The sequence below is a fragment of the Nostoc cycadae WK-1 genome, assembly GCF_002897135.1.
In the GTDB taxonomy this organism is placed as follows: Bacteria; Cyanobacteriota; Cyanobacteriia; order Cyanobacteriales; family Nostocaceae; genus Nostoc_B.
Window position 1 is genome coordinate 23166 of the sequence record NZ_DF978436.1, and the last position, 23688, is coordinate 46853.

Here is a 23688-nt window from a genome sequence, read left to right on the forward strand (position 1 = left end):
TGAATCAAATTTTTCGTGAATTGGTATGAGAACTGCTCACAAGATTTAACCAATGCGCTTTAGCTGATTCTGAATCGAATCATTCAGCACACTTAACCGTTGCAATATGGTATCTAACTCAGTATGAAGAAGACCAGCACTAAATTTGATTCGTCAAGGTATTCAGCACTACAACGCAATCATAAATATCCAGACTACACCAAACAGCGGTCATCATGAAACGCTGACCGAAGAAGTAGAGGGGAAGGGGGCAGCGAGCAGAGAGCAGGGGGAAAGAATGAAAAACCCATAAATTTGCATCATTTTTTTCGTGAAATGGTATCAGTCATAGGAAGTACACCAGCTTATTGCTTATACTCAAAAGCCCAGCCATAATGGCCGGGCTTTTAAGAAAGGCAGTGGGGCTATATTGCCCAAATTTAAATATAGAGTTTCTGTATAAATCGCTGTACTGATAGGTAATACCACTGCACCGAGACTAATTCCGGAAAGCGAGAAAAATTTTTTGGGAATTTATCTGACTATGTTTGGACAACACCCAGGAATAAGTGGCAACGCCAGCCTTTAGGATTTTAAAGGAGAGTATGGTTGTGATTACAGATGAATAACGCATTTGACTGGCAAGAATGGGTAACTGTATTGGGTTACTTGGGATTTACGGTGTTTATCATTGGTTGTGTGTTTGCCACACAGAGAAAATAAATAGCCTAGAAGTCACATTTAATTTGCATATTTTTAACTGAGGAGACAAACGTCAATCTCTTCTCTACACCCTTGTCTATTAGTCAGGGTTTCTTGAAAAAGCTACAGATGAACTGGCCAGGGTCTTTATTTTCAAAGGGTACAACAGTCCCATCTAACTTAATTCTCACTTTTTGACGACAGTTGTATAGCTCAAGGGGTCTTTTTTCACCATCCACACTCACAATAGCCCGATATTCCCAATAATTTTTGGCGCTGCGATTAATACTGATAATGCAAATCTGATGACCGTCGTAATTACGGCATACAGAAGCATAAGCTGGAAATATGTAGAAACTGGAGAGTATGAGGAGCAATATTAGGGCAAAAGATTTCATTCGGCTCAATTTTAGGAAAATCCACTACACCAATTAGAGATATTGCGATGTTATGTCTCTAACGGGCGTTCATATTACAACTGTTAGTAGGCATTTTAGCGGCGATCGCACCTTGATTACCACTTCATACGCCATACCTGGAGTTATGAAGTGAACTTAAGCATCTGGGAAACAAGCCTGGATCACATGCTATTCTTAATTTGTTTTGCTTAAAACCTATGCGAAGGATTAATTCCCAAGCGTTCTGAAATCAGACGCAGTAGCCTTACTGCGCTATATAGTTAACGCAGTAAGAGAGTTGATATTTTTTTCTGACCAAAAAATTAACAAATTATTATAATTTCGTTTATGTTAATAAATAAAGTAAATAACAATTAGCATTTGTTAAAATAAAAATGAATTAAGTGGAAGTTTATTATAAATAGTAAATTTAGGCAAATATGGAGTACTTGAAAGTAAAAGCTTATGCTTTCAAGCGTTAAATTAGTATCAAATAAAAACAAGGACTAGCACATGAAATTTGGCATTGATATCGGACATAATTCTCCCCCAGACACTGGAGCTAGAGGAATAAAAATAGAAGATAATTTAACATTAGAAGTCGGCAATAAAGTTATAGAAAAATTAAAGGCTTTGGGGCATGAAGTCATTTCATGTAGACCAGACCGCCCTAGCTCTTCTGTGAAAGATTCACTTTCACAAAGAGTCAATAAAGCCAATGCTAATCGAGTGGAAGTATATGTCTCTATACATTTTAACTCCTTTAACGGCCAAGCTAATGGCACAGAAGTTTTTGCAGGTAGTGAGACAAGTAGAAAAATAGCGAAGCCTGTATTAGATGAAATTGTCAAATTAGGCTTCTTTAATCGTGGTGTTAAAAGTGGTTCTCACTTATTCGTGATCCGCAATACTAATATGCCTGCGATTTTAGTCGAAGGTTGCTTTATTGATTCCCAAAAAGATGTGAATCTTTTTAACTCGGAAGCAATGGCTAATGCTATTGTCAAAGGCTTAACGGGTAAAGTACCTACCACTCCTGTTCCTCCGGTTCCAGATGAAGAACAGAATGTTGATACCACTACGCTCAGATTACAAAAAGCTTTAAATCGTTTAAAAATTACCGATAAAAATGGTAAGCCATTAGTAGAAGATAATGTCTTGGGAGAAATAACTAGTTCTGCTGTAGAGAACTTTCAAAAAATTGTGGGAATAGCCCCATCTGGAGTTGCTAACACATCTACATGGAATGCGATAAATTTGATTTTAGCTAAACGTATTATCCGCCCCAACCACGCTGGGGGAACAGTGGTGCGATATTTACAATACCGTGTTGGTGTGGAAGCTGATGGTGTTTACGGCCCACAAACAGAAGCCGCCATCAAGAAATACCAACAGCAAAACGGTTTAACTGCTGATGGAATTGTTGGGCCAAATTCTTGGCAAAAACTAATTGGCTAATTATTAATGATACAGTTAGGCAAAATAAAATTAATCTAATTTTATTTTGCCTGTTGATATTAGCCACGATTTTTTTCTAGTAGCAGCATCATAATTAAACTTAACAAAATCTGCTGCTCTTCGCGATCGCTCATTTGATCAACAGCTTTGATAATAAATTTCCGTGACAAAAAAGTGGGAATTTTCTCCAAACGCATCACCACCGTACCATCCGCCCGACTCACCAAATAGACGGGGTTGAATACATAACCAGTAAACATACCCAAAATAGGTATTTCTGCAAATAAAGCATCTGCAACTTTCACCCAAGGATTTTTCTCTTGGATAGTTAAATAAGTACTGTCGCCCTCAAAGATGTCATAACGCGCACGCCAAAGAGATTTTAAACCGCGACGTTTCACTGCACCGATATTTGTCCCATTAGTGTCAGCAAATTCATAACGAGCCGAGAAGTCAATAATGCGATCGGCTTTGATGTAGTATAAGGGGTTAGTTTGTTCAGCATCAGCAAAAATTGTAATTGCTTCTTTGAGCTTAAAAAGTTTCTGTTTAACGTAGAAAACCAAATTACCCTGAGCATTAACAATAGAGATTTGCGGTGCTAATGCCCAAAATTTGAAGGTAAGTTCCAGAGGATACTGCATGATTCAGTAGAAGCGACAAGGTTGATGGCTCTATTAATCCCAAAAGCAGTAAATTACCTATGATTTTGTAAATAATATATACAAATTGATATATTACTTCATCGAAAATAGATGATGAAAAGTGCGATCGCCTATTTCTCATATCATTGCTGTGATGACAGTTGCTTATAATGGCAACATCAAAGAATTTTTCCACAAATCTGCCAAGAGGCTGCATAAAAAAATTAAGGTCAACCTATTGAGTGAGTGTAAGGGTTCAACCCCAAAGAAAAACACTCAAATTTTAGGAGACCGACCATGAAATTCTGCCAAATCACCAGTTCTTTGTTGACTGCTACTGCACTTTTGACCACTACATTCCCTGCTTTTGCAGGCCCCTTTGATGTTAGACCTGCGGGTATTTTCAGACCAGGTAATGTGATTCCTGGCGCTGTCGGTAATGCAAATGTGAATAATTCTACACCTAGCGCACCCAGTAACCCAGTAGGTAATAGTGAAATTCAAGGTTTAGGCGACCATCAATCTTGGGTTGATCCTAAAACTCTCGCCAACGATCCCCGCGCCTTGTGTAGCGATGTTGGTTTAGGTAACAATACTCGCAATAGTTCCAGCAAAATAGCCTTAGCAACCTCTACCAGCGCTCGTTCTAGTGCTTCTCGCAGCCACAATGATGGCGGTGGTGGTGGTGTCAGCATTTTTGGGATTGGTGTTAGCGGTAGTGGTGCTAGTCAAGGTAGCCAAAATAATAGCGAATCTCGTGATAACAACAATAACCGCACAGAAGAAAATAGCAGTAGTTCTTCAACAGTTGTTCAAGGTAGAAATTGTGATGCTTTCGTTAACGCTGCTGCGGCTAGAGACATGAACTACCAAGACAACCTGACTCGCCGTTATGAAATTAAAACTGGTCGTCGCGGACAACAAGTTAACCAATTACTTGAAGATAAATAATTCAACTCTCAATATGACGATGGGCAGAATGTTCATCCTACAAAAAATACAAAAATAATTAACGTGAAAACGCCAAGGTTAGTGCCTTGGCAATTTTTAGCTTTTGGAAAAATTTATGAACAAAATCATGTTTACTAGTGCAATTATGGTGCTGTTAGTGCCAGCTTTAGCAAATGCCGAAATTCCCAAACATACTCCGCAAAACTCCGAACTTCTACCATATTTATTAGATAGTCCTGACCAAAATTCAACGGTGCGGGTGCGTTGTCTTTCTCGCCTAAGACAAGCAGCCATCAGAGAGTATCTTTTAAAGCCCTATGAGAGTAATTCCACTGCCGATACTGTTACTATTGAAATTGCAGGCAGTTGTCGTCATCTCAAAATTCGCGTTGAAGATGATGTAAGCTTTGATGATTATCCAGTTGATAACCCTTATTTAGACGAGCATCATACTAGCTTTAATGATTCCTGGCTGACTCGCAAAGGTTCAGGATGGCATTGGTTGTTGCATCATAGATGACTATCCCGGCTTCTGGGGAATTATCAATCACCCGAAACCATTTGGGTATGAAACCCCGTCTTAAAAGACAAGCGTTTTGTGGGAGGTCTAAATCCTCTTCTAAAACCACTCTGTTACCTGTTTCCTGTTCCCTTTTAACCATCCTGAATTATATGTGATGAACTAATACATTACAGTGGTAATTAACCGCAGATAAACGCAGATGATTATGGAACAACAACCGATACAAGTAATTGGAGGTGGACTAGCTGGGACAGAAGCAGCGTGGCAAATCGCCCAGGCGGGAGTACCTGTAATTTTTCATGAAATGCGTCCCAAACGCTTTAGCCCTGCTCATCATACAGAACATTTGGCAGAGTTGGTCTGTAGTAATTCGTTTGGGGCGATGGCCAGCGATCGCGCTGCTGGATTACTCCACGAAGAACTGCGACAATTAGGTTCTATTGTTATATCTAAAGCTGATGAACACGCGGTTCCTGCTGGTGGGGCGCTGGCGGTAGACAGAGGCCAATTTAGTCAAGATTTAACAGCAGCAGTATCAAATCATCCTTTAGTAGAATTTCGGCGAGGTGAAGTCAATGCTATCCCCGAAGGCATTGTGGTGTTAGCAACCGGGCCGTTAACTAGTCCTGACTTAGCCGCAGACTTGCACCGCTTCACTGGGATGGAGTACATGAGCTTTTTTGACGCGGCTAGTCCCATTATTGTTGGTGAGTCAATTAATCGTGATATTGCCTTTATGGCATCGCGGTATGACAAAGGTGAAGCCGCCTATCTCAACTGTCCGATGAATAAAGAACAGTATTTGCAGTTTTGGCAAGCCCTGTGTCAAGCCGAACAAACAGAACTGAAGGACTTTGAGAGAGAAACGGCGAAGTTTTTTGAAGCTTGTTTACCAATTGAAGAATTAGCACAACGGGGCGAAGATACAATGCGTTACGGCCCCTTAAAGCCAGTAGGTTTATCTGATAGCCGCACTGGGGAACGTCCCTACGCTGTGGTGCAGTTACGCCAAGAAGATAAAGCTGGACAACTGTGGAATATGGTAGGCTTTCAAACTAATCTGCGTTGGGGTGAACAAAAACGCGTATTTCAACTGATCCCTGGTTTAGAAAAGGCTGAGTTTGTACGGCTGGGAGTTATGCACCGTAATACTTTTATCAATGCACCCCAACTGATGCAGCCGACATTACAATTTAAACAACGTCCTACGTTATTAGCGGCGGGACAGTTAATTGGGACGGAAGGTTACACCGCCGCCGCTGCTGGTGGTTGGCTGGCGGGAACCAATGCAGCCCGACTGGCTTTGGGTAAAGAAGCGTTGATTGTACCGCCAACAACAATGCTAGGGGCGTTATTAGATTTTATTAGTTCGGCTTCTCCCAAACATTTTCAACCAATGCCGCCCAACTTCGGGATTTTGCCGGATTTAGGTGCAAAAATCAAAAATAAACAAGAGCGTTATGGACGTTACCGCGATCGCTCTTTAGCAGACTTAGCTAACTGGAAATCCCAATTAGTATCAACCATAGGACTTACGCAAGAGAACGAAAAATTAGGGTTTTAGAGAAGGGTGTGAGGGTGTAAGGGGTAATGGAACTCTGATTAAATCATGATTTTTAGAATCAACTTACACTTGTGATATCGTGTCCGGTAAAAGACTTATCATCAAGACCGCAGGGTGCAGGGTGAGGAAAAGTTTTGTCTTTCTGCACAGATATGCTGAATCATAACTAATTTGTCGGACATGACATGAGATATTCTTAATCTTCTACACCCAGTCTTCACAGATGTTAATAGTATAAAAATCTACCAAAATGAATCAACCACTCATAGATAAAGTTGCATTGGTTACTGGCGGTTCGCGTGGCATTGGTGCTGCGATCGCCAAACGTCTTGCCCAGGAGGGTGCTGTTGTCGCTTTTACCTACACTAGTTCGTCACAGAAAGCCGAGGATTTAGCGCAAGCCATTCAAGCGACAGGCGGTCAGGCGCTGGCAATTCGTGCTGATAGTGCAGATGTTGAAGCAGTGAAAAACGCGATCGCCCAAACCGTAAAGACTTTTGGTCGCCTCGATATCTTAGTAAATAATGCTGGAGTTGCTGCCTTAGCCCCAATTGATCAGTTCTCGCTCGATGAGTTTGATAGATTGATTGCAGTGAACATTAAGGGAGTTTTTGTAGCGACTCAGGAGGCATTACGCCACATGGGCAAAGGGGGACGAATTATCATGATTGGTAGCATTAATAGCGATGTTGTTCCCTTTGTGGGTGGCTCTGTCTATGCGTTGACTAAGGGTGCGATCGCAAGTTTTACCCGTGGACTTGCCCGTGATTTGGGGGAACGTGGCATCACGGTCAACAATATTCAGCCTGGCCCCATTGATACTGATATGAACCCAGCCGATGGAGCTTTTGCCGAGCAGTTAAAAAAGGCGATCGCCATCGGTCGTTACGGTCAAGCCGACGAGATTGCCGATATGGTTGCCTATCTTGCAAGCCCCGGAGCCGCCTTTGTAACTGGTGCGAGTCTGAAGATTGATGGTGGAATTACGGCTTAAACTCTGAATCAAGTACAGTTTTATCAGCAATTAGTTAAGTGTCTGCCCTGAAGGAGTTTGCCTCGAAACTTAATTCACTTAACTTTATTGTAGATGCTCCTATCGGCGAAATGATTACAGATTCGCCGTTTGGATAACTTAACTTCCTAAAATGTTGTAGTCTGTGGCTAGGGTTTTGGCTGCTGTTTGCATTAAGTCGATATCTGCTTGCGACCAAATACGGGGTGCTTGACATTGATGCGCCACGAGTAAACCCCACAATCCTTTGGGGACTAAAATAGGCACAACTAAGTTAGCACGTACCTGGATGCTTTGGAGAAATTCTCGGTGACAGCTTTCTAATGATTCTTGATCAATATTAGCGATCGCTCTAATTCTGCCAGCTAAATACAAAGCTGCATATTCATCAGTAAAACAATTATCTTGCCCTGTGGAACCTAAGATTGAATATTTATCTGAACTTAAGGATTCAAAAGTGACCTGTCCCTGCCACTGCCAATAAAAATAATATAAAATTACGCGATCGGACTGAAGCGATTCTCTCAATTGATTAGTTGTTTGTCTAATCAAGGCATCACGCTGCATTGTGCTAACCAAGCGATCTAAAACTCTTCGCAACCCCTGTTCAACAGGTTTGTTTGATCTGGGGTTAAATTCTTGGTGAGAATGAATTTGCACAGTTACACTAATTACGAGTTAGGGCAAATTTAGAGAATTTCTTTAGTAATTTATCAAACATCTACGGAAAAAACACCAGCTTAAAGAATAATTCAAGAATCACAATCCACTTGATATCAAATTAGATTTCTGCATATTATTGTTAATAATTTCAGAATACAAAATTTTTCATTATCAGCCGTATTCTCTTACCAAATTTCTCAGATAAATTGCAAAAATTAAGATTGATTTAAACTTTGTTGCTTTCATTCTCAAAGATTTTGTTTAAGTTCATCATACTTAGCGCGTACTGCTTGGATATCTTGCCACATCAACCATTTTGGGCTGCCTTTTTCCTTAGATGGGTTACGCAATAAGTAGGAGGGATGAAAAATTGGCATACATAAACGGCCTTGCCACTCTATCCACTGACCACGAATTTTGGTGATTCCCTGTTTTTCGCCAGTTAATCCTTTAACTGCCGTTGCACCTGTTAACAAAATGATTTTTGGATCAACTAAGCGAATTTGTTCTAACAAATATGGAATGCAAGCGGCCATTTCCTGAGGAGTAGGAACACGATTATTGGGTGGTCTGCATTTATTGATGTTACCAATGTATACATCATGCTCAGTAGTTAAATTTACAGATTCCAAGATTTTCTCTAGCAACTGCCCAGATCTACCGACAAATGGTAAACCTGTTTCATCTTCGTTCTGCCCTGGTGCTTCTCCCACAATCATGATTGGGGCTTTGAGATGACCACGCCCTACCACCGCATGAGTGCGAGTTTGTCCTAATTCGCAACGCTGGCACTGATTGCAGTGTTGTGCCAACTCGGTCATATTGTTGTAGGTTCCCGTCAGAATGGGAATTTTGGCATCTGTAGGAATCAGTTCTTTTTGAGAGAAGTTAGATTCACCAAAGAGACTGAGTTGAATATCGCTGCTCATGAAACTACGCTTGTTGGGATCAGCACCTGATGTTTAATTTCAGTAAAATCTCGCTAGATTTATCTGTTGCTCAATACTGAAATTGGTATGAGTTTTATTGTAGCAGCGAATTTAAGTCATGATAAAAACAATGCCCTCAAGAAAAGTATGTTACACACCCCTCTTTTTGAGAATCGTACCCAGGCGGGTGCAGAGTTAGCGCGAGTGATTCAGAATGTGCTGACTCAACAAACAACTGACTTTGGTATTAAACCTGTACCAATTGTCTATGCTTTGCCAAGAGGGGGTATACCAGTAGCAGCACCAATTGCCCAACTTTTAGATTGTCCTTTGACAATAGTTGTAGCTAAAAAAATTAGTCATCCAGATAACCCAGAGTTAGCAATTGGTGCAGTAACTGCGGCTGGTGATGTGTTGTGGAATCAACCAAAGGTTTGTCGCTGGAAATATACATCGCGCTGGCAAGAAACTGCACTCAATCAAGCGATGAATCAAGCTCAAGAGTTAGAAGCATATTTTAGTTCCGCTTGTCCATCAGTGCATCCAGCAGGAGCGACACTGATTTTAGTTGATGATGGGATTGCTACTGGGATGACTATGGCAGTAGCAGCAATTACTATAAAAAAGCTGGCTCCAGCGGCAGTTTGGCTATGTGCGCCAGTTGCACCACTAGAGTTGGTACCTTGGTTACAGCAGTGGTGCGATCGCCTAATTTTCTTAGAAACACCAGAGTTTTTCCGTAGTGTCAGTAATTTTTATACAGAATTTCCTCAAGTGGAAACGGAGGAAGCCCTAGTTTATCTCCAAGCAGCAAATAAGTAAGAGAGAAAGGGGTATAGAACAACTAATGACCATCGACCGAATTTTAGATTTTAAATTTCAAATTTTGGATTGAAGATTCAAAATTCAAAATTTAAAAAGGCGATAGGTTTCCTGACTTTAGGCATTGGGTCAATCTAAAATCTAAAATCTAGAATCCAAAATCGTGTGACTATTCCTGATACTGCATAGCTTTAGCATAATCACCCAAGGCATAGCAAGCAACTTTTAAACTAGCGAGAGCTTGTTCTTCGATGCGACGGTCTTTAATACTTCTAGCTAAGAGTAAGCGTTGTTCATAATATTTGATTGCTTGGCTGTAATCTCCCAGGGCTTCACAGGTAACGCCTAAACTCCCAAGAGATTGTTCTTCACTACGCTTGTCTTTTAATTCTCTGGCTAGTTGCAAACGTTCTTCATAATAAGTCATGGCTTTGCCATAATCATTGGTAGCATAACAAGCATTGCCTAAGTTCTTAAGTACCTGAATGGCACTACGCGGATTGTTGAGAATGCGTGCTACTTTGACACACTGTTCATAGTGGGCGATCGCTTTAGGATAATTGTCCAAAGCATACCAAGCATTACCCAGATTTTTTAGTACCTGTTCTATACCCCAGTTATCTTGGAGTTCTTGCACGAGTTTTAAACTTTGCTCTTGATACTCAATCGCTTGTTTTAAGTTGCCTGCTGCTTTATAAACTAATCCTAGGTTATTTAATGCTGCAACTTGACTACGTTTGTCTTGCAAGTTGCGGGTAATTTTTAAACACTCTTCTAAATATTTAATCGCTTTGTTATGGTCATTTAAGTGTCTGTAAGCATTACCTAAATGAGAAAACGCCTGCATCTGTATAGATGGATCAGGTGTCTCTTTTTTCAAGGTTAGACACTGTTGGGCATAAGAAATAGTACTTTTATAATCTCCAGAAGCATAAGTGACTACGGCTAAAAAAGAAAGTGCCTGCTCTTGTTGTTGTATATCTCCAATTACCTCAAACAACTGTAGAGATTTTTGCAACGACTTCAACGCCGCAATCAGTTCTCCAGCTTGTTGTTGTTGCATTCCTTGGCGCAATAGTTCAGATGCTTCCCATAACTGAGTGTCACTGTCTTCAGCAAACATTGCGTCAGCCGCACTTGGATCAAATTCATGGGTAATGGTATTACGCTTGATTGGCGTAAGGCGGGTTGTAGGCACTGACGTAGGAGAGGTATTTTTGTTATTTTTCCATTCACCGTCTGACATTGACCAATTACCATTAAACTAAGCTGGTAAATCAAGTGTTCCCAAAATCAATGTTTATCTTTCATTCAGAAAGATTACTTTAGTATTGTTGATTTCACGCCAGGATTGATTATGGAAAGAGTGTTGGAACCAGAAGTAATGGACACTTGGGAAGAAGCCATTGATTATGATGCAATGGATTTTACCGAGGTTAATACAGCGTTTGCCAAGGAAGCGATCGCTCTTTGTCCGACAGAACAATGTTTAGTGCTGGATGCGGGGACTGGTACTGGTCGCATTCCTGTTCTGCTCGGTCAAATGCGTCCCCAATGGCAATTGATGGCGATTGATTTAGCTCAAAATATGCTCAAAATTGCTGCGCAACATATTCAGCAAGCTGGATTGTATGAGCAAATTAGTTTGGCATTAGTGGATGCCAAACAGTTACCCTACGCAGATGGAATGTTTGATTTGGTGATTTCCAATAGCTTAATTCACCATTTACCTGATCCTGTGCCATTTTTTCAAGAAATTAAACGAGTCACCAAAGCTAACAGCGGTTTGCTCATTCGTGATTTATTACGTCCTGTAGATGAAACCACCATGAATGCTTTAGTAGACAGCATTGGTAATGAATTTGATCACCGTCAGCAAAAATTGTTTCGTGATTCTCTCCACGCTGCACTCACACTAAATGAAGTGAATCAGTTGGTTACTAGTGTGGGTTTGGTTGGTGTGAGAGTATATCAATCAAGCGATCGCCATTGGACTATGGAACGAAGTTGTCATGTGTCTATTTAATCAAGTCAGCAATACTTTATCTCTGCTACCCCAGCTTATCGATTTATGGGGATTTTTGTATTCCATACTTGTTCAAATTCGGCTTCAGTAATCCCAAATTCTTGAATATCCTCTTCCTGTATTGCTTTATCACATAACATACCGTAATTATCTGCACAGTGGCTACTGTCATAAAATAACACGTTGCCATTTTCGTAAACTTCTATTTGTCTTATGGGATATCGATCATCACCAATTTCGATAAAATAAGTACTCGTACCCCAAACATCATATTCACCTCCCAAGCTTTCCTCCCAAAACCATTTACAATATTGCTTGACTTTAGTTTTTGATAAGAGCATCTTTTTGCCTCCTTTGTTTCCTCCTGGCCAATTCTGTTAGGCTTAACTTAAATTTATAAACAATCTACTTTTAGGAATTCTAAGTAAACATTGATTAATAAATTTCTCTAACAAATATTGTTAGTCATAATTACTGGTAAATATATCTCCTCGATTGCTGAACTTCTGATAACTGCAAGGGCTAATATTCACAGCAATTAGTTTATTTTACCGTAACATTTCCCAGCTTTGTGCCACCATTTGAGCGTAGGATACCGCGCACTTCCATTAAAATTATCCCTAACATATTTTTACCGCTACCATCGGCTCCACAACCCCAATAATAATCAATGGGAGAATTTTCGACAATTTCGGTATTACCTGTATTTAATAATATTTCCTGAATATCTAAATGAGTCTCAAACTTACATAACACGGCTTTCTTCATGATATCGTCTTTAACTTGCTCCCAATCTTGACGCAGAGGACGACTTCTTTCTCTGCCCATTTTTGCTGCTTCTTTGGGAGTTTTTACCAAACGAATTTGTTCTAAATGGAATGTGCCAACAAACTTTTGCGCTTGAAAATAATGTTCACTAGTATACCAGTATAAATCATCCAAAACAAAGCCGTGGTCTGAAAAGTTAGAAAAGCAGCCATATTGTTCACGGGTGCTATAAAAGTAGATAGTCATCGAATTAGTTCTAACAATAGGGGATTAAAAATTATTCATAGCATTTCCTTGGGAATTTGACAAAATTATCCGATAAGCAAGCATTAGCTGTTTGTGAGTGTAGTCAGATATGTTAGGAAAATTTGCAAGCTTGAATGCCAGGAATAATAAGACTTTCCCTCCTGCCTTCTGCTATATAAAAAAATCAGTAATCATAGACGAATCTCTCATAATATAAGAATAGAGACTGGTGTTTTTTGATTACTGAATCGATACTTTATCAATAGAAAAGGTCAAACATTTAAATTTAATTTAAGGTTAGCCAATTCTCTTAAATATCATTGTCTTGATATTTATGTGGCAAAACTTATTATTTTTGCTCTGATAAATTGACTTTAGCTAACGATTTACTATTCGTCACCTGACGAATCGGTAGTTCAACTACAAACTCTGAGCCTTGGCCGATTTCAGAGTGGCAATATATTTTACCGTTGTGTTTATCTGTGACAATTTGATAGCTGATAGAAAGCCCTAGTCCTGTGCCTTTACCGACAACTTTAGTAGTAAAAAAGGGATCAAATAGTCGAGACAGGATATTTTCCTGCATACCGAGTCCATTATCAGCAATCCGAATAACAATCCAATCTTTATTGAGTATGGAAGTAGAAATGCGAATTTCGCTAGGTTTTGCGGCTATTACTTCGGGAGCAGATTTCAAGTTTCGCTCTTCTAACACATCAATCGCATTGGATAGCAAATTCATAAATACCTGATTCAACTGACCGGGATAGCATTCTATTAAAGGTAAGGAATCATATTCTTTGATAACATGAATAGGAGCAGCATCACCTGAAGGCTTCAAGCGGTGTTGCAAAATCATTAATGTACTATCAATGCCTTCGTGAATATTTGCGACTTTAAAATCAGCTTCATCTAGACGGGAAAAATTTCGCAACGATGTCACAATTTCGCAAATTCTTTCACTACCGACTTGCATAGACTGAAATATTTTTGGTAAATCGTCAAATAAGAAGTCGATTTCAGTCTTCTTGAAAAACTCTTGGATTTCAGGCGCAGGATGAGGATGATATTGCCGATAAAGTTTCACACAGTGCAGTAAATCTTGGGTATATTGGTGAGCGTGTTCTAAGTTACCGTAAATGAAATTAATTGGGTTGTTAATTTCGTGGGCAACTCCCGCGACTAATTGCCCTAAACTAGCCATTTTTTCTGCGTGGATAATTTGCATTTGGGCAGTACGTAGCTCATTCAACGCTTGGGCGAGTTGATTAGCTTCTTCACGGGTTTGACCCAGCAAACTAGATTGTTGAAATAAGTTGGCTTGATGTAAAGCGACGCTGATTTGCGCTGCTACTTGGGTGACAAATTCTAGTTCTTCTTCTTCCCAATGACGTGCATGGGTGCATTGGTGAATACACAACAATCCCCATAATTCATCACCTTCCATCAATGGCACAACAATCTGCGCTTTGACTTGGAAGCGTTCAATTACATCCAAATGAGGTACTTTGGAACCAATGCTGTTGACATCAGAAATGACTTGCAATTGCCCTTGACGATATTGCGGTGCGAACTGGTCGCCGAAGCAATAATCTTGCACCTTTATAGACAAGGTAGAATCGAATTTGGGTAGCACATCTTCAACGATAAATTCACCGCTGCAAAAACCAACATTAGGGTCAAAGCGAAATATGCCGACTCGATCTGCTGTTAGCGATCGCCGCACTTCGTGTACTGTAGTCTTCAGGATGGTCTCTAAATCTAATGATTCTCGAATTTTGACGACTAAATCAAATAAAATCCGCCGCTGTTCTGCCGATTGGTGCATTTCGTCAGCGCGAGTTTGAATTTGGCTGACCATTTGAGAACCTTGGAGTGCTACTCCCAGTTGACTAGCTACTTGTCCCAAAAATTCTACTTCTACAGTCTCCCAGTGGCGTGGTGCAGAATGTTGATAAGCTGCCAGCAATCCCCATAGATTCCGTCCAACAAAAATTGGGGTTAATACATAGGCGCGAATTTTGAATTGCTCTAAAATGTCTAGGTGACAGCGCGAGTGTCCAGCTTGGTAGATGTCGTTGACAGCAAAATTTTCATTGTTGCGATAGCGCCCACCTTTGGTTTCTTGGAGATAGGTATCTTCCCAAACGAGATTTTTGCCAAAAGGATTGATGCTGTCCCATTGAGCTTCAACCATGCCAAAATGACTGACGAATTCGCCACTCCAATCTTCGTGAAAACGGTAAACTCCGACTCGCTCCACTCGCAGCAGTTTACATACTTCTTGGCATGTAGTTTTCAAAATCAAATCAATATCTAGGGAGGAGCGAATTTTGCCGACGACTTCTGTTAATGCGCGTTGGCGAGCGATCGCATCTTGTAGGGCAATGGCTTGTTGTTTTGATTGGGTCAAGTTCTCAGCTTGTTGAATCGCCACACCCAATTGCGCTCCAACTTGTGCTAGAAATTCAACTTCGTAATTTGCCCATTGGCGCGTCCCGGAGTGTTGATAGGCTGCAATCAGTCCCCATAGTTTTGTCCCGGTGAAGATAGGCGCTAAGGCATAAGCCCGAATCTTGAATTGCTCAAGAATGTCAATGTGGCATCGGCTATGTCCGGCTTGATAAATGTCATTGACGGCAAAACTTTCGTTGTTGCGGTAGCGCCCACCTTTGGTTTCTTGCAGGTGAGTATCTTCCCAAACTAAGTTTTTGCCAAAGGGGCTGGTTCTATTCCACTGCGCCTCGACCATACCGAATTGGCTGACAAATTCTCCACTCCAGTCTTCATCAAAGCGAAAAACTGCTGCCCTCTCTAGCTTTAAAAGCTTACAGACTTCTTGACAAGCAGTGTTGAGAATAATTTCAGGATTTACTGATGAGCGAATATTCCCGACCACTTCCGTCAATGCACGTTGACGAGCGATCGCATCTTGCAGTTCTGCGGTACGTTGTTTGGTTTGTTCAATGATTTCTGCTTGCTGCATAGCCACACCAATATGGCTGGCAGCTTGGGCTAAAAATTCAACTTCGTTACGATCCCATTGTCGTGGAGCAGAGTGTTGATAAGCAGCTAGTAAACCCCACAGTTTGGCACCAATAAAAATAGGTGCGATCGCATAAGCCCGAATCTGAAACTGTTCTAATACTTCAATATGACAACGCGCATGACCCGCGTCGTACATGTCAGCCACAGCAAACGGCTCATTTTTGCGATATCGCCCTCCCTGAGTTTCTTGCAAATAGGAATCTTGCCATACTAAATCCTGTCCAAAGGCTGTCATTGCATCCCAAGGTGGTTCAGCAAAGCCCAAACAATTGATGAAACTACCACTCCAGTCAGAATTGAATTGATAGATTGCCACACGCTCAATCTGCAACTGCCGACAAATGTCTTGACAAGAAGTTGAACACAGAGATTCTAAATTTATAGATGCCCGAATCTTAGCTAAAATCCTGGCCAAGATTTTTTGGTATTGAACAGCAAGCCCCAACTGTTTATGACATTCTTGTACTGATTTTGATACATCATAATCGTTTGTTGCCATAAAGTTTTGAAAATGAAATACTTAGTTTTAGTGTTCCCTGCTTCACTTTTTTATTCACAGATGTCAACAAAAACCAAATATGCCTTAATGAATTTTATTTGGTTCACTGCTGAGGCGGAACTCGCAAAGTCGGCGCAAAGGCGTTAAGAATAAATCTTTTATTTTAGTTAAACATCTGAATTCATCCTGTATGGATGCAACGCTAGTTAGTAAAAAGCCTATGCCTCTGTCCATATATTGTTAGTCAACATCTCGTTAATGGGAATACTAACGGAGTGTAGACAAGCTCTGCACTACTTTTTGATGACATGAGGTATGTATAGATGGCGACAGTAAACACTACCCCCATCATTCCCGGATATAAAATAAGCTCGCAGCTGTACGCAGGCTCCAGAACCCAAGTATATCGGGCTATCCGCGAATCAGATCAACTTCCAGTCGTCATCAAGCTATTAACCTCAGAATACCCTACCTTTCAAGAACTACTGCAACTCCGCAATCAATACACCATTAGCAAAAATCTCAACATTGTCGGCATTATTCAGCCATTATCATTAGAAACATATAGCAACAGTTATATTCTGGTGATGGCAGATACAGGAGGAATCGCATTACGCGAATATATGCAAACTCATCCCCTCTCCCTGACAGAATTTTTGAGTATTGCCCTTCAACTAACCACCAGTCTCCATGAATTACATCAAAATCGAGTGATTCATAAAGATATTAAACCCGCAAATATCTTAATTCATCCCCAAACAAAACAAATCCAAATAATTGATTTTAGCATCGCTTCATTACTACCAAAAGAAACCCAAGAAATCAAAAATCCCAATGTTTTGGAAGGAACTTTAGCTTATATCTCCCCAGAACAAACCGGGAGAATGAACCGCGCCATTGACTACCGGAGTGATTATTATTCTTTGGGAGTGACATTCTATGAATTGTTAACCGGAGAATTACCATTTAATAGCACTGACCCAATGGAGTTGGTGCATTGTCATTTAGCGAAAATGCCAACAGTAATCGGGAACAGGAAAGAAATTCCCCAAGTGCTTTCAGATATTGTGTTGAAATTAATGGCGAAAAATGCCGAGGATAGATATCAAAGTGCTTTGGGATTAAAGCATGATTTAGAACTTTGTTTAGCGCAACTCCAAGATACAGGAGTAATTACAGATTTTCTCATCGCTGAACGGGATGTTTGCGATCGCTTCTTAATTCCCGAAAAACTATATGGTAGAGAAACCGAAGTTAATCGCTTATTACAAGCCTTTGAGCGCGTCGTCAATGGCACATCAGAAATGATGTTAGTAGCGGGATTTTCCGGGATTGGGAAAACCGCTGTCATTAATGAAGTCCACAAACCAATTACCCGACAACAAGGCTATTTTATCAAAGGTAAATTTGACCAATTCAATCGCAATATTCCCTTCAGTGCCTTTGTCCAGGCTTTGCGAGATTTAATGGGGCAATTGTTATCAGAATCGGATGCAAAATTGGTACAGTGGCGCAGTCAAATTTTAGAAGTGGTAGGAGAAAATGGACAAGTTTTGATTGAGGTAATTCCCGAACTAGAACGAGTGATTGGTAAACAACCCCCAGCACCGTCACTATCGGGAACTGCGGCACAAAATCGGTTTAATTTGCTGTTTCAAAAGTTTATTGCGGTGTTGACGACAGTGGAACATCCACTGGTGATATTTTTGGATGATTTACAGTGGGCAGATTTGGCTTCTTTTGGGTTAATTAAACTGTTGATGGAGGAGAAAAACTATCTGTTGTTGTTGGGTGCTTATCGGAATAATGAAGTGTCGCCCTCACATCCGTTAATGTTGATGGTGGAGGAGATGAAGAAAGTTGGGACGACGATTAATACTATTACTCTAGCACCCCTGATGGAGCAGGATACCAATCAGTTAGTAGCTGATACTTTACGTTGTAAAACCGAGCGAGCGCAACCTCTGACAAAATTAATTGAGCGTAAAACTCAAGGTAATCCGTTTTTTATTACCCAGTTTCTCAAGGCGTTATATGAAGATGGGGAAATTACATTTAATCATCAGCAAGGTTATTGGGAATGTGATATTACCCAAATTCAGTCTTTATCTCTTACTGATGATGTCGTGAAATTTGTCGCCAAACAGTTGCAGAAGTTACCTGAAGCAACGCAAAATGTTTTGCAGTTAGCTGCTTGTATTGGTAATGCTTTTGATTTAAACACTTTAGCCATAGTTTCTCAGCAGTCTGTCACTGATACTGCAACCGCATTATGGAAAGCTTTGCAAGAAAGTTTGATTTTGCCCCAAAGTGAACTATATAAATTTTATTTGAGCAACACGCAAGCCAACGGCAATAATAGCCATATCAAAAATATTACCTATCGATTTCTGCACGATCGCATTCAACAAGCTGCTTACTATTTAATTCCAAAAGACCAAAAAGCAGCTACTCATTATCAAATTGGACAACTGCTATTCCAGCATACCGACAAAGCAGAACTTGAAGAAAAAATATTTGATTTGGTCAATCAATTTAAACTAGGAATCGATTTAGTTAACACTCAAGAGCAGAAATATTTAGCTGAATTGAACTTAATTGCCGGACGCAGAGCTAAGATGGCCACGGCTTACGCCACATCTGTCCAGTATTATGCAGCAGCTAGAAAATTGTTAGCCAATGATCATTGGCAAGAATCATATAACCTAATGCTGGCAATCTACACTGAAGCGACGGAAGCTGCTTATCTAAATACTGATTTTGAGCAGATGGAACAGCTATCGAAAATAGTACTAAGTAAAGTTAATAATATTTGGGATAGCGTACCTATTTATGAAATAAAAATTCAAGCTTGTATTGCCCAAAATCAACTGCGGTTAGGACTAGATATATCTGTGGCGGTTCTGCATCAGTTAGGGATAAATTTACCTACTCAACCAACTTACCAAGATATTAATCAAGCATTAGAGAAAACTCACTCAGTATTGGTGGGAAAAACCACCGCAGAATTACTCGATTTGTCTTTAATGACAGATACTCGCGCCCATGCTGCAATGCGGATTTTGTCGAGTACGTTTGGGGCTGCTTATAATGGCTGTCCGGAAATGTTACCCTTAATCATTTGTGAGCAAGTTAATTTATCTATTCAACACGGTAATACAGCTTTATCTGCTTTTGCCTATGCAAGTTATGGTTTAATTCTTTGTGCTTTTACCAGTGCAGTGGAAACAAGCTATGAATTTGGGCAATTAGCTTTAAATTTAATGGAGAAGTTATGCGCTCAACAACTGCGTGCCAAGATAGAAGCAGTATTTAATAATTGCATTAGACATTGGCAAGATCCTCTTACGGCTACGCTCACGTCTTTATTACAAGGCTACCAAAGTGGATGGGAAACAGGAGATTTGGAATGGGCTGTGTGGTGCATATTTGGTTATAGTTTCCACTCTTATTGCGCTGGCAAAGAATTAACGGTATTAGAACAAGAGTTAGCTACATATAGTAAGGCGATCGCCCAACTCAAGCAAACCACAGCACTTAATTATCAAAAAACCTATCACCAAGCTACTTTAAACTTACTAGGTTGTAGTGAAACTCCTTATCTGTTAATAGGGGATGTTTACAACGAAGACTTAATGTTACCCCGACATCAGGAAGTTAATGATCGTCCGGCTGTGTATCACGCCAAAATCAACAAACTGATTCTCTGCTACTTATTTGGTGAGTATGAGCAGGCGATCGCTGAGGCTGCTATAGCTGCACAATATTTAGATGGCGTTCCGGGGTTATTTGTCAGCGTTTTGCTGCCTTTTTACGATGCTTTAGCTCAGTTAGCTATGTTGCACCAAGGATTTGAAGGTGAAGCATCAGCTAGTTTAGAGCGCGTTCAACTTCATCAAGCAAAACTTCAGCAATGGGCAGATCTAGTTCCCCAAAATCATTTGCACAAATTTAACTTAGTAGAAGCCGAACGCTGCCGTGTTTTGGGCAAACCTTACGTTGCAATGGAATTATATGATCAGGCGATCGCCGGAGCTAAGGCAAATGATTATATCCAAGAAGAAGCATTAGCAAACGAACTCGCTGCCAAATTCTACCTCAATTGGCACAAAGAGAAAGTCGCCGCAGGTTATATGCAGGAAGCTTACTACTGCTATGCTCATTGGGGTGCAAAAGCCAAAACTGATGATTTAGAAAAACGCTATCCCCATTTATTGCGTCCAATTCTGCAAAAAACCACACAGAACTGGAATCCATTAGACACACTGGCGAGTATGGCTAACCCCAATGTTGTCATTCATTCTTCCTTGACAACTTCCCTTTCTTCTAGTTCATCAATTAATACAACTCTAGATTTTGCCGCCATTCTCAAAGCCTCTCAAACAATCTCTGGCAAAATTCAACTTAATGAACTACTGCACCAACTAACTCAGATAATTTTGCAAAATTCTGGTGGCGATCGCTGTACCTTAATTCTGCTGAATAATCAAGGAGAATGGTTGTTGAGAGCCATTGCTACACCTGAGAACACAGAACTTTTTGCCGAACCTTTAGAAGGTCATCCCAATTTACCTGTCAAGTTAATCCAATATGTGAAAAATACTCAAGAAATTGTAGTGATTGATGAACTCAAAACCAATTTACCTGTAATTGATGAATATTTACGGCAACAACAACCAAAAAGTTTGTTGTGTTTGCCCATTATTAATCAAGGACATTTAATGGGGATTTTATATTTGAAGAATCACAACACCAGCGGTGTGTTTACCAGCGATCGCATCCTAATTCTCAACTTTCTTTGTATTCAAGCTGCTATTTCTTTAGAAAATGCTCGCTTGTACCAACAAATCGAAAATTATTCTTGTATTTTAGAAGCAGAGGTAGAGCAAAAAACCCAAGCTCTCAACCAAAAAGCCCAAGATTTAGAGCAAACTTTAACAAAGTTACAACAAACTCAAGCCCAATTAATTCATACAGAAAAAATGTCATCTTTGGGGCAATTGGTAGCAGGAATTGCTCACGAAATTAATAATCCAGTTAGTTTTATCAAAGGAAATATCACTTATACAAAAGGTTACTTCCAAGACATGATGAGTTTGCTGACACTTTATCAGCAAGAATATCCAGAACCTAGTCCAGCTATTAAAACCAAAAGTCAAGCTATTGAAATTGATTTTCTGTTTCAGGATGTGAATAAAGTTCTCGAATCAATGGATGTAGGGAGCGATCGCATCAGCCAGATTGTGTTAAGTTTACGCAATTTTTCGCGCGTGGATGAAGCGGGAATTAAACTGGTAGATTTACACAGTGGCATTGAAAGCACACTGTTAATTTTGCAACATCGCTTGCAATATGCGGCAAATCAACCCGAAATCCAGATAGTCAAGGAATATAGTAACTTACCTCTGGTGAATTGCTATCCTAGCCACTTAAATCAAGTTTTCCTGAATATTATCAACAATGCCATTGATGCTATACGAGATGATTTCCAATGCGGTGAAAAACCACAAATTCGGATTCGCACTGAATTAATAGACAATCAACGCTTACGCATTGCGATCACCAATACAGATAGTACAATTCCCGTAGATATTCAAAACCGCATCTTTGAACCGTTCTTTACGACAAAACCCATTGGTCGTGGTACAGGCTTGGGGTTATTTGTCAGCTATTCGATTATCCAACAACATCACGGCACTTTGACTGTGCGATCGCACCCAACTAAAGAAACAGAATTTGAGATTATTATTCCTATTAACTTTGTTGGATAAAAAAGCATTACTGAAGATGAAAACATCGTCATTTACGGTCAAATAATGCAATTAAATCATTTTTAGATACTAACATTTGATTGAGAGCTTCCAGGGCAATTGTTTGGTAACGAACATGAGCATCAATGAATAAACCAATCGTTTCAGCGATTAAATTTCGGAGTTGTTCTTCTGGCTGTGTAGCTGGAAAGTCTAGAAATGGTCTACTAGTTGTGGAATCAAATGGATGGGTAATAGAAAAATGGTTAGCTCCTTCCAGAAGAAGTAAATAACTATCTTCTCTACCACCTGCGATCGCTTCTTGGAAAGTCCGAATAATCGGAGTTGTAGGTTGTTCCCAAGTCACTCCATAACTATGGCTACTCTTCGCAATCACTCCATCACAGGTTCCGCCAATCATTAGTAAAGGTAAGGAATCAGGTAAAGGTAAGATTGTGCCGGCTTCATATCCTAGGTTTACATTTGCTGCTGTATGTGCGCCATAAGCAAAGGCGGCTACTACTTGTGAGCAAAATCTTGGCTCTGCACTTTCAATCGCCACTCTACCACCCGCTGAATGTCCACCTAGAATGATCTTGTCTAAGTCAAGTAAGCCAGCCAAAATCCCTTGCTGTTGTAAACTCTCTAACACCCTTAGCAGTGTTGGGAACGCGGAAGCTGTCGGGCCTTTGCCATACATAATAGGAGGTAACATTTTCAGATCAACACCTGGAGTGAGAGCCACCACCCCAGGCAAATTTTCGGCAATCCAGGAAAATGTAACGACAACAAGCCCACGCTGTGCTAATTTAATCGCCAACCATTGATAAATTTCAGGGCCACAGTTAATTCCGTTGAAAAGAATCACAACTGGAAACTTAGATTCTTGAGAATTAGCAGGAACAAAACCCAAATTCCCTTCTGGTTCACTACCTGATATTTGGGCTGGGTAGAAAACTTTCAAGTGAATGCTGTTGTAGGGTGAAGAACTATCTTCAACTGTCGCAGCGTGGAAAAATGCCCGAACATTCATGAAATAACAATTTCAGCTACTTAAGTGCAATACAATATTAACGATTCTTAAGTCCAGACTGAGCCTTCATATTATTGATGGTTACAGAGGAAGTTGCAGCAGAAATTCTGTACCCTCACCGAGAACAGAGTTACAGGTTAATTTCCCACTGTGGGTTTCTTCTACAATTTGACGCGCGATCGCCAAATCAAATATTGCTATTTCTCAGTATGGCTATGAAGCAACCCAGCAATTTTAAAAACAAATGGGCGAAAATTCTGATGCTTAAGCCTGAGAAAATCTCGCATGGTGGATTGAGGTGGTAATGCAACTTAATCTATGGACGTTTTAGCACAACTGCTTTATTTCTTGCGTTTAGTAATCCATCTGATTTACCAAATCAGCTATTTATGGGAATTGCTCAAACATCTCTTCCAACCAAGAGTACCATTTAGATATCCAACGTCAAAGACTCAACATCAGCCACGGCGAAACCAGAAGTATTCCCGTTCATACATAACCGACCCAAAAAACAGAGAACTACAACATAAGTTAATAGAAATGTTTCGTGGCGACAGTGCAACAGCCAAACGATTGCTGAAGCGTCAAAGGCAGTTACATAAAGGTAAGTCTGATAACTGGTATCTCGAAAAAGTAATTTACGATTTGGAACGCGATCGCCGTTGCCTCTAAA

Annotated in this window: 17 protein-coding genes; 9 read left to right on the plus strand and 8 right to left on the minus strand. The window is 40.3% G+C overall.

Annotated elements, in window-relative coordinates:
- Positions 1–1592 precede the first annotated feature (1592 nt).
- The gene (locus NCWK1_RS21515; RefSeq protein WP_096577257.1) at positions 1593–2537 is read left to right on the plus strand and encodes an N-acetylmuramoyl-L-alanine amidase; all 945 of its coding nucleotides are present in this window, start codon (positions 1593–1595) and stop codon (positions 2535–2537) included.
- A gap of 59 nt (positions 2538–2596) precedes the next feature.
- Here NCWK1_RS21515 and NCWK1_RS21520 read toward each other — a convergent pair whose 3' ends face one another.
- On the minus strand, positions 2597–3181 hold the full coding sequence (locus tag NCWK1_RS21520) for an LURP-one-related family protein (RefSeq protein WP_103126120.1): 585 nt from the start codon (positions 3179–3181) through the stop codon (positions 2597–2599).
- A gap of 297 nt (positions 3182–3478) precedes the next feature.
- Here NCWK1_RS21520 and NCWK1_RS21525 point away from each other — a divergent pair, with 297 nt between their 5' ends.
- The 4 genes from NCWK1_RS21525 to NCWK1_RS21540 all read left to right on the plus strand — a co-directional run bounded on the left by NCWK1_RS21525 (position 3479) and on the right by NCWK1_RS21540 (position 7213).
- Positions 3479–4132 carry a hypothetical protein gene (locus NCWK1_RS21525; protein WP_103126121.1) on the plus strand — a complete coding sequence of 218 codons (654 nt, stop codon included), beginning with the start codon at positions 3479–3481 and terminating at the stop codon, positions 4130–4132.
- A gap of 115 nt (positions 4133–4247) precedes the next feature.
- Positions 4248–4652, plus strand: coding sequence for a hypothetical protein (locus NCWK1_RS21530; protein ID WP_103126122.1), 405 nt, complete (start codon positions 4248–4250; stop codon positions 4650–4652).
- A 208-nt stretch (positions 4653–4860) separates the two neighbouring features.
- The gene (gene trmFO, locus NCWK1_RS21535; RefSeq protein ID WP_096577265.1) at positions 4861–6219 is read left to right on the plus strand and encodes an FADH(2)-oxidizing methylenetetrahydrofolate--tRNA-(uracil(54)-C(5))-methyltransferase TrmFO; all 1359 of its coding nucleotides are present in this window, start codon (positions 4861–4863) and stop codon (positions 6217–6219) included.
- A gap of 250 nt (positions 6220–6469) precedes the next feature.
- On the plus strand, positions 6470–7213 hold the full coding sequence (locus NCWK1_RS21540) for a 3-oxoacyl-ACP reductase family protein (RefSeq protein ID WP_096577267.1): 744 nt from the start codon (positions 6470–6472) through the stop codon (positions 7211–7213).
- A 138-nt stretch (positions 7214–7351) separates the two neighbouring features.
- On the opposite strand, the gene NCWK1_RS21545 is transcribed toward NCWK1_RS21540, so the two are convergent.
- On the minus strand, positions 7352–7891 hold the full coding sequence (locus NCWK1_RS21545; RefSeq protein WP_103126123.1) for a GAF domain-containing protein: 540 nt from the start codon (positions 7889–7891) through the stop codon (positions 7352–7354).
- Between the two features lie 251 nt (positions 7892–8142).
- Positions 8143–8823: a uracil-DNA glycosylase gene (locus NCWK1_RS21550; RefSeq protein WP_103126124.1), complete on the minus strand. Its 681-nt coding sequence runs from the start codon at positions 8821–8823 to the stop codon at positions 8143–8145.
- 87 nt (positions 8824–8910) lie between these two features.
- Here NCWK1_RS21550 and NCWK1_RS21555 point away from each other — a divergent pair, with 87 nt between their 5' ends.
- Complete coding sequence (locus tag NCWK1_RS21555; RefSeq protein WP_096577273.1) at positions 8911–9645, plus strand: phosphoribosyltransferase; 735 nt, start codon at positions 8911–8913, stop codon at positions 9643–9645.
- A 169-nt stretch (positions 9646–9814) separates the two neighbouring features.
- On the opposite strand, the gene NCWK1_RS21560 is transcribed toward NCWK1_RS21555, so the two are convergent.
- The gene (locus NCWK1_RS21560; protein ID WP_103126125.1) at positions 9815–10891 is read right to left on the minus strand and encodes a tetratricopeptide repeat protein; all 1077 of its coding nucleotides are present in this window, start codon (positions 10889–10891) and stop codon (positions 9815–9817) included.
- 111 nt (positions 10892–11002) lie between these two features.
- Here NCWK1_RS21560 and NCWK1_RS21565 point away from each other — a divergent pair, with 111 nt between their 5' ends.
- The gene (locus NCWK1_RS21565; protein WP_103126126.1) at positions 11003–11671 is read left to right on the plus strand and encodes a class I SAM-dependent methyltransferase; all 669 of its coding nucleotides are present in this window, start codon (positions 11003–11005) and stop codon (positions 11669–11671) included.
- Positions 11672–11706: 35 nt separating this feature from the next.
- On the opposite strand, the gene NCWK1_RS21570 is transcribed toward NCWK1_RS21565, so the two are convergent.
- From NCWK1_RS21570 to NCWK1_RS21580, 3 genes are all read right to left on the minus strand, one after another.
- On the minus strand, positions 11707–12012 hold the full coding sequence (locus NCWK1_RS21570; protein WP_103126127.1) for a DUF6881 domain-containing protein: 306 nt from the start codon (positions 12010–12012) through the stop codon (positions 11707–11709).
- 202 nt (positions 12013–12214) lie between these two features.
- A complete protein-coding gene (locus NCWK1_RS21575) occupies positions 12215–12685 on the minus strand; it encodes an NADAR family protein (protein WP_103126128.1) in 471 nt (156 codons plus the stop codon).
- 349 nt (positions 12686–13034) lie between these two features.
- Positions 13035–16232 carry a GAF domain-containing sensor histidine kinase gene (locus NCWK1_RS21580; RefSeq protein WP_103126129.1) on the minus strand — a complete coding sequence of 1066 codons (3198 nt, stop codon included), beginning with the start codon at positions 16230–16232 and terminating at the stop codon, positions 13035–13037.
- Positions 16233–16555: 323 nt separating this feature from the next.
- Here NCWK1_RS21580 and NCWK1_RS21585 point away from each other — a divergent pair, with 323 nt between their 5' ends.
- A complete protein-coding gene (locus NCWK1_RS21585; RefSeq protein WP_103126130.1) occupies positions 16556–22003 on the plus strand; it encodes an ATP-binding sensor histidine kinase in 5448 nt (1815 codons plus the stop codon).
- A gap of 28 nt (positions 22004–22031) precedes the next feature.
- Here NCWK1_RS21585 and NCWK1_RS21590 read toward each other — a convergent pair whose 3' ends face one another.
- Positions 22032–23015, minus strand: coding sequence for an alpha/beta hydrolase family protein (locus NCWK1_RS21590; RefSeq protein ID WP_103126131.1), 984 nt, complete (start codon positions 23013–23015; stop codon positions 22032–22034).
- 318 nt (positions 23016–23333) lie between these two features.
- Between NCWK1_RS21590 and NCWK1_RS30275 the strand changes: the two genes are divergently transcribed.
- Positions 23334–23687, plus strand: coding sequence for a hypothetical protein (locus NCWK1_RS30275; RefSeq protein ID WP_245894967.1), 354 nt, complete (start codon positions 23334–23336; stop codon positions 23685–23687).
- Position 23688 lies beyond the last annotated feature (1 nt).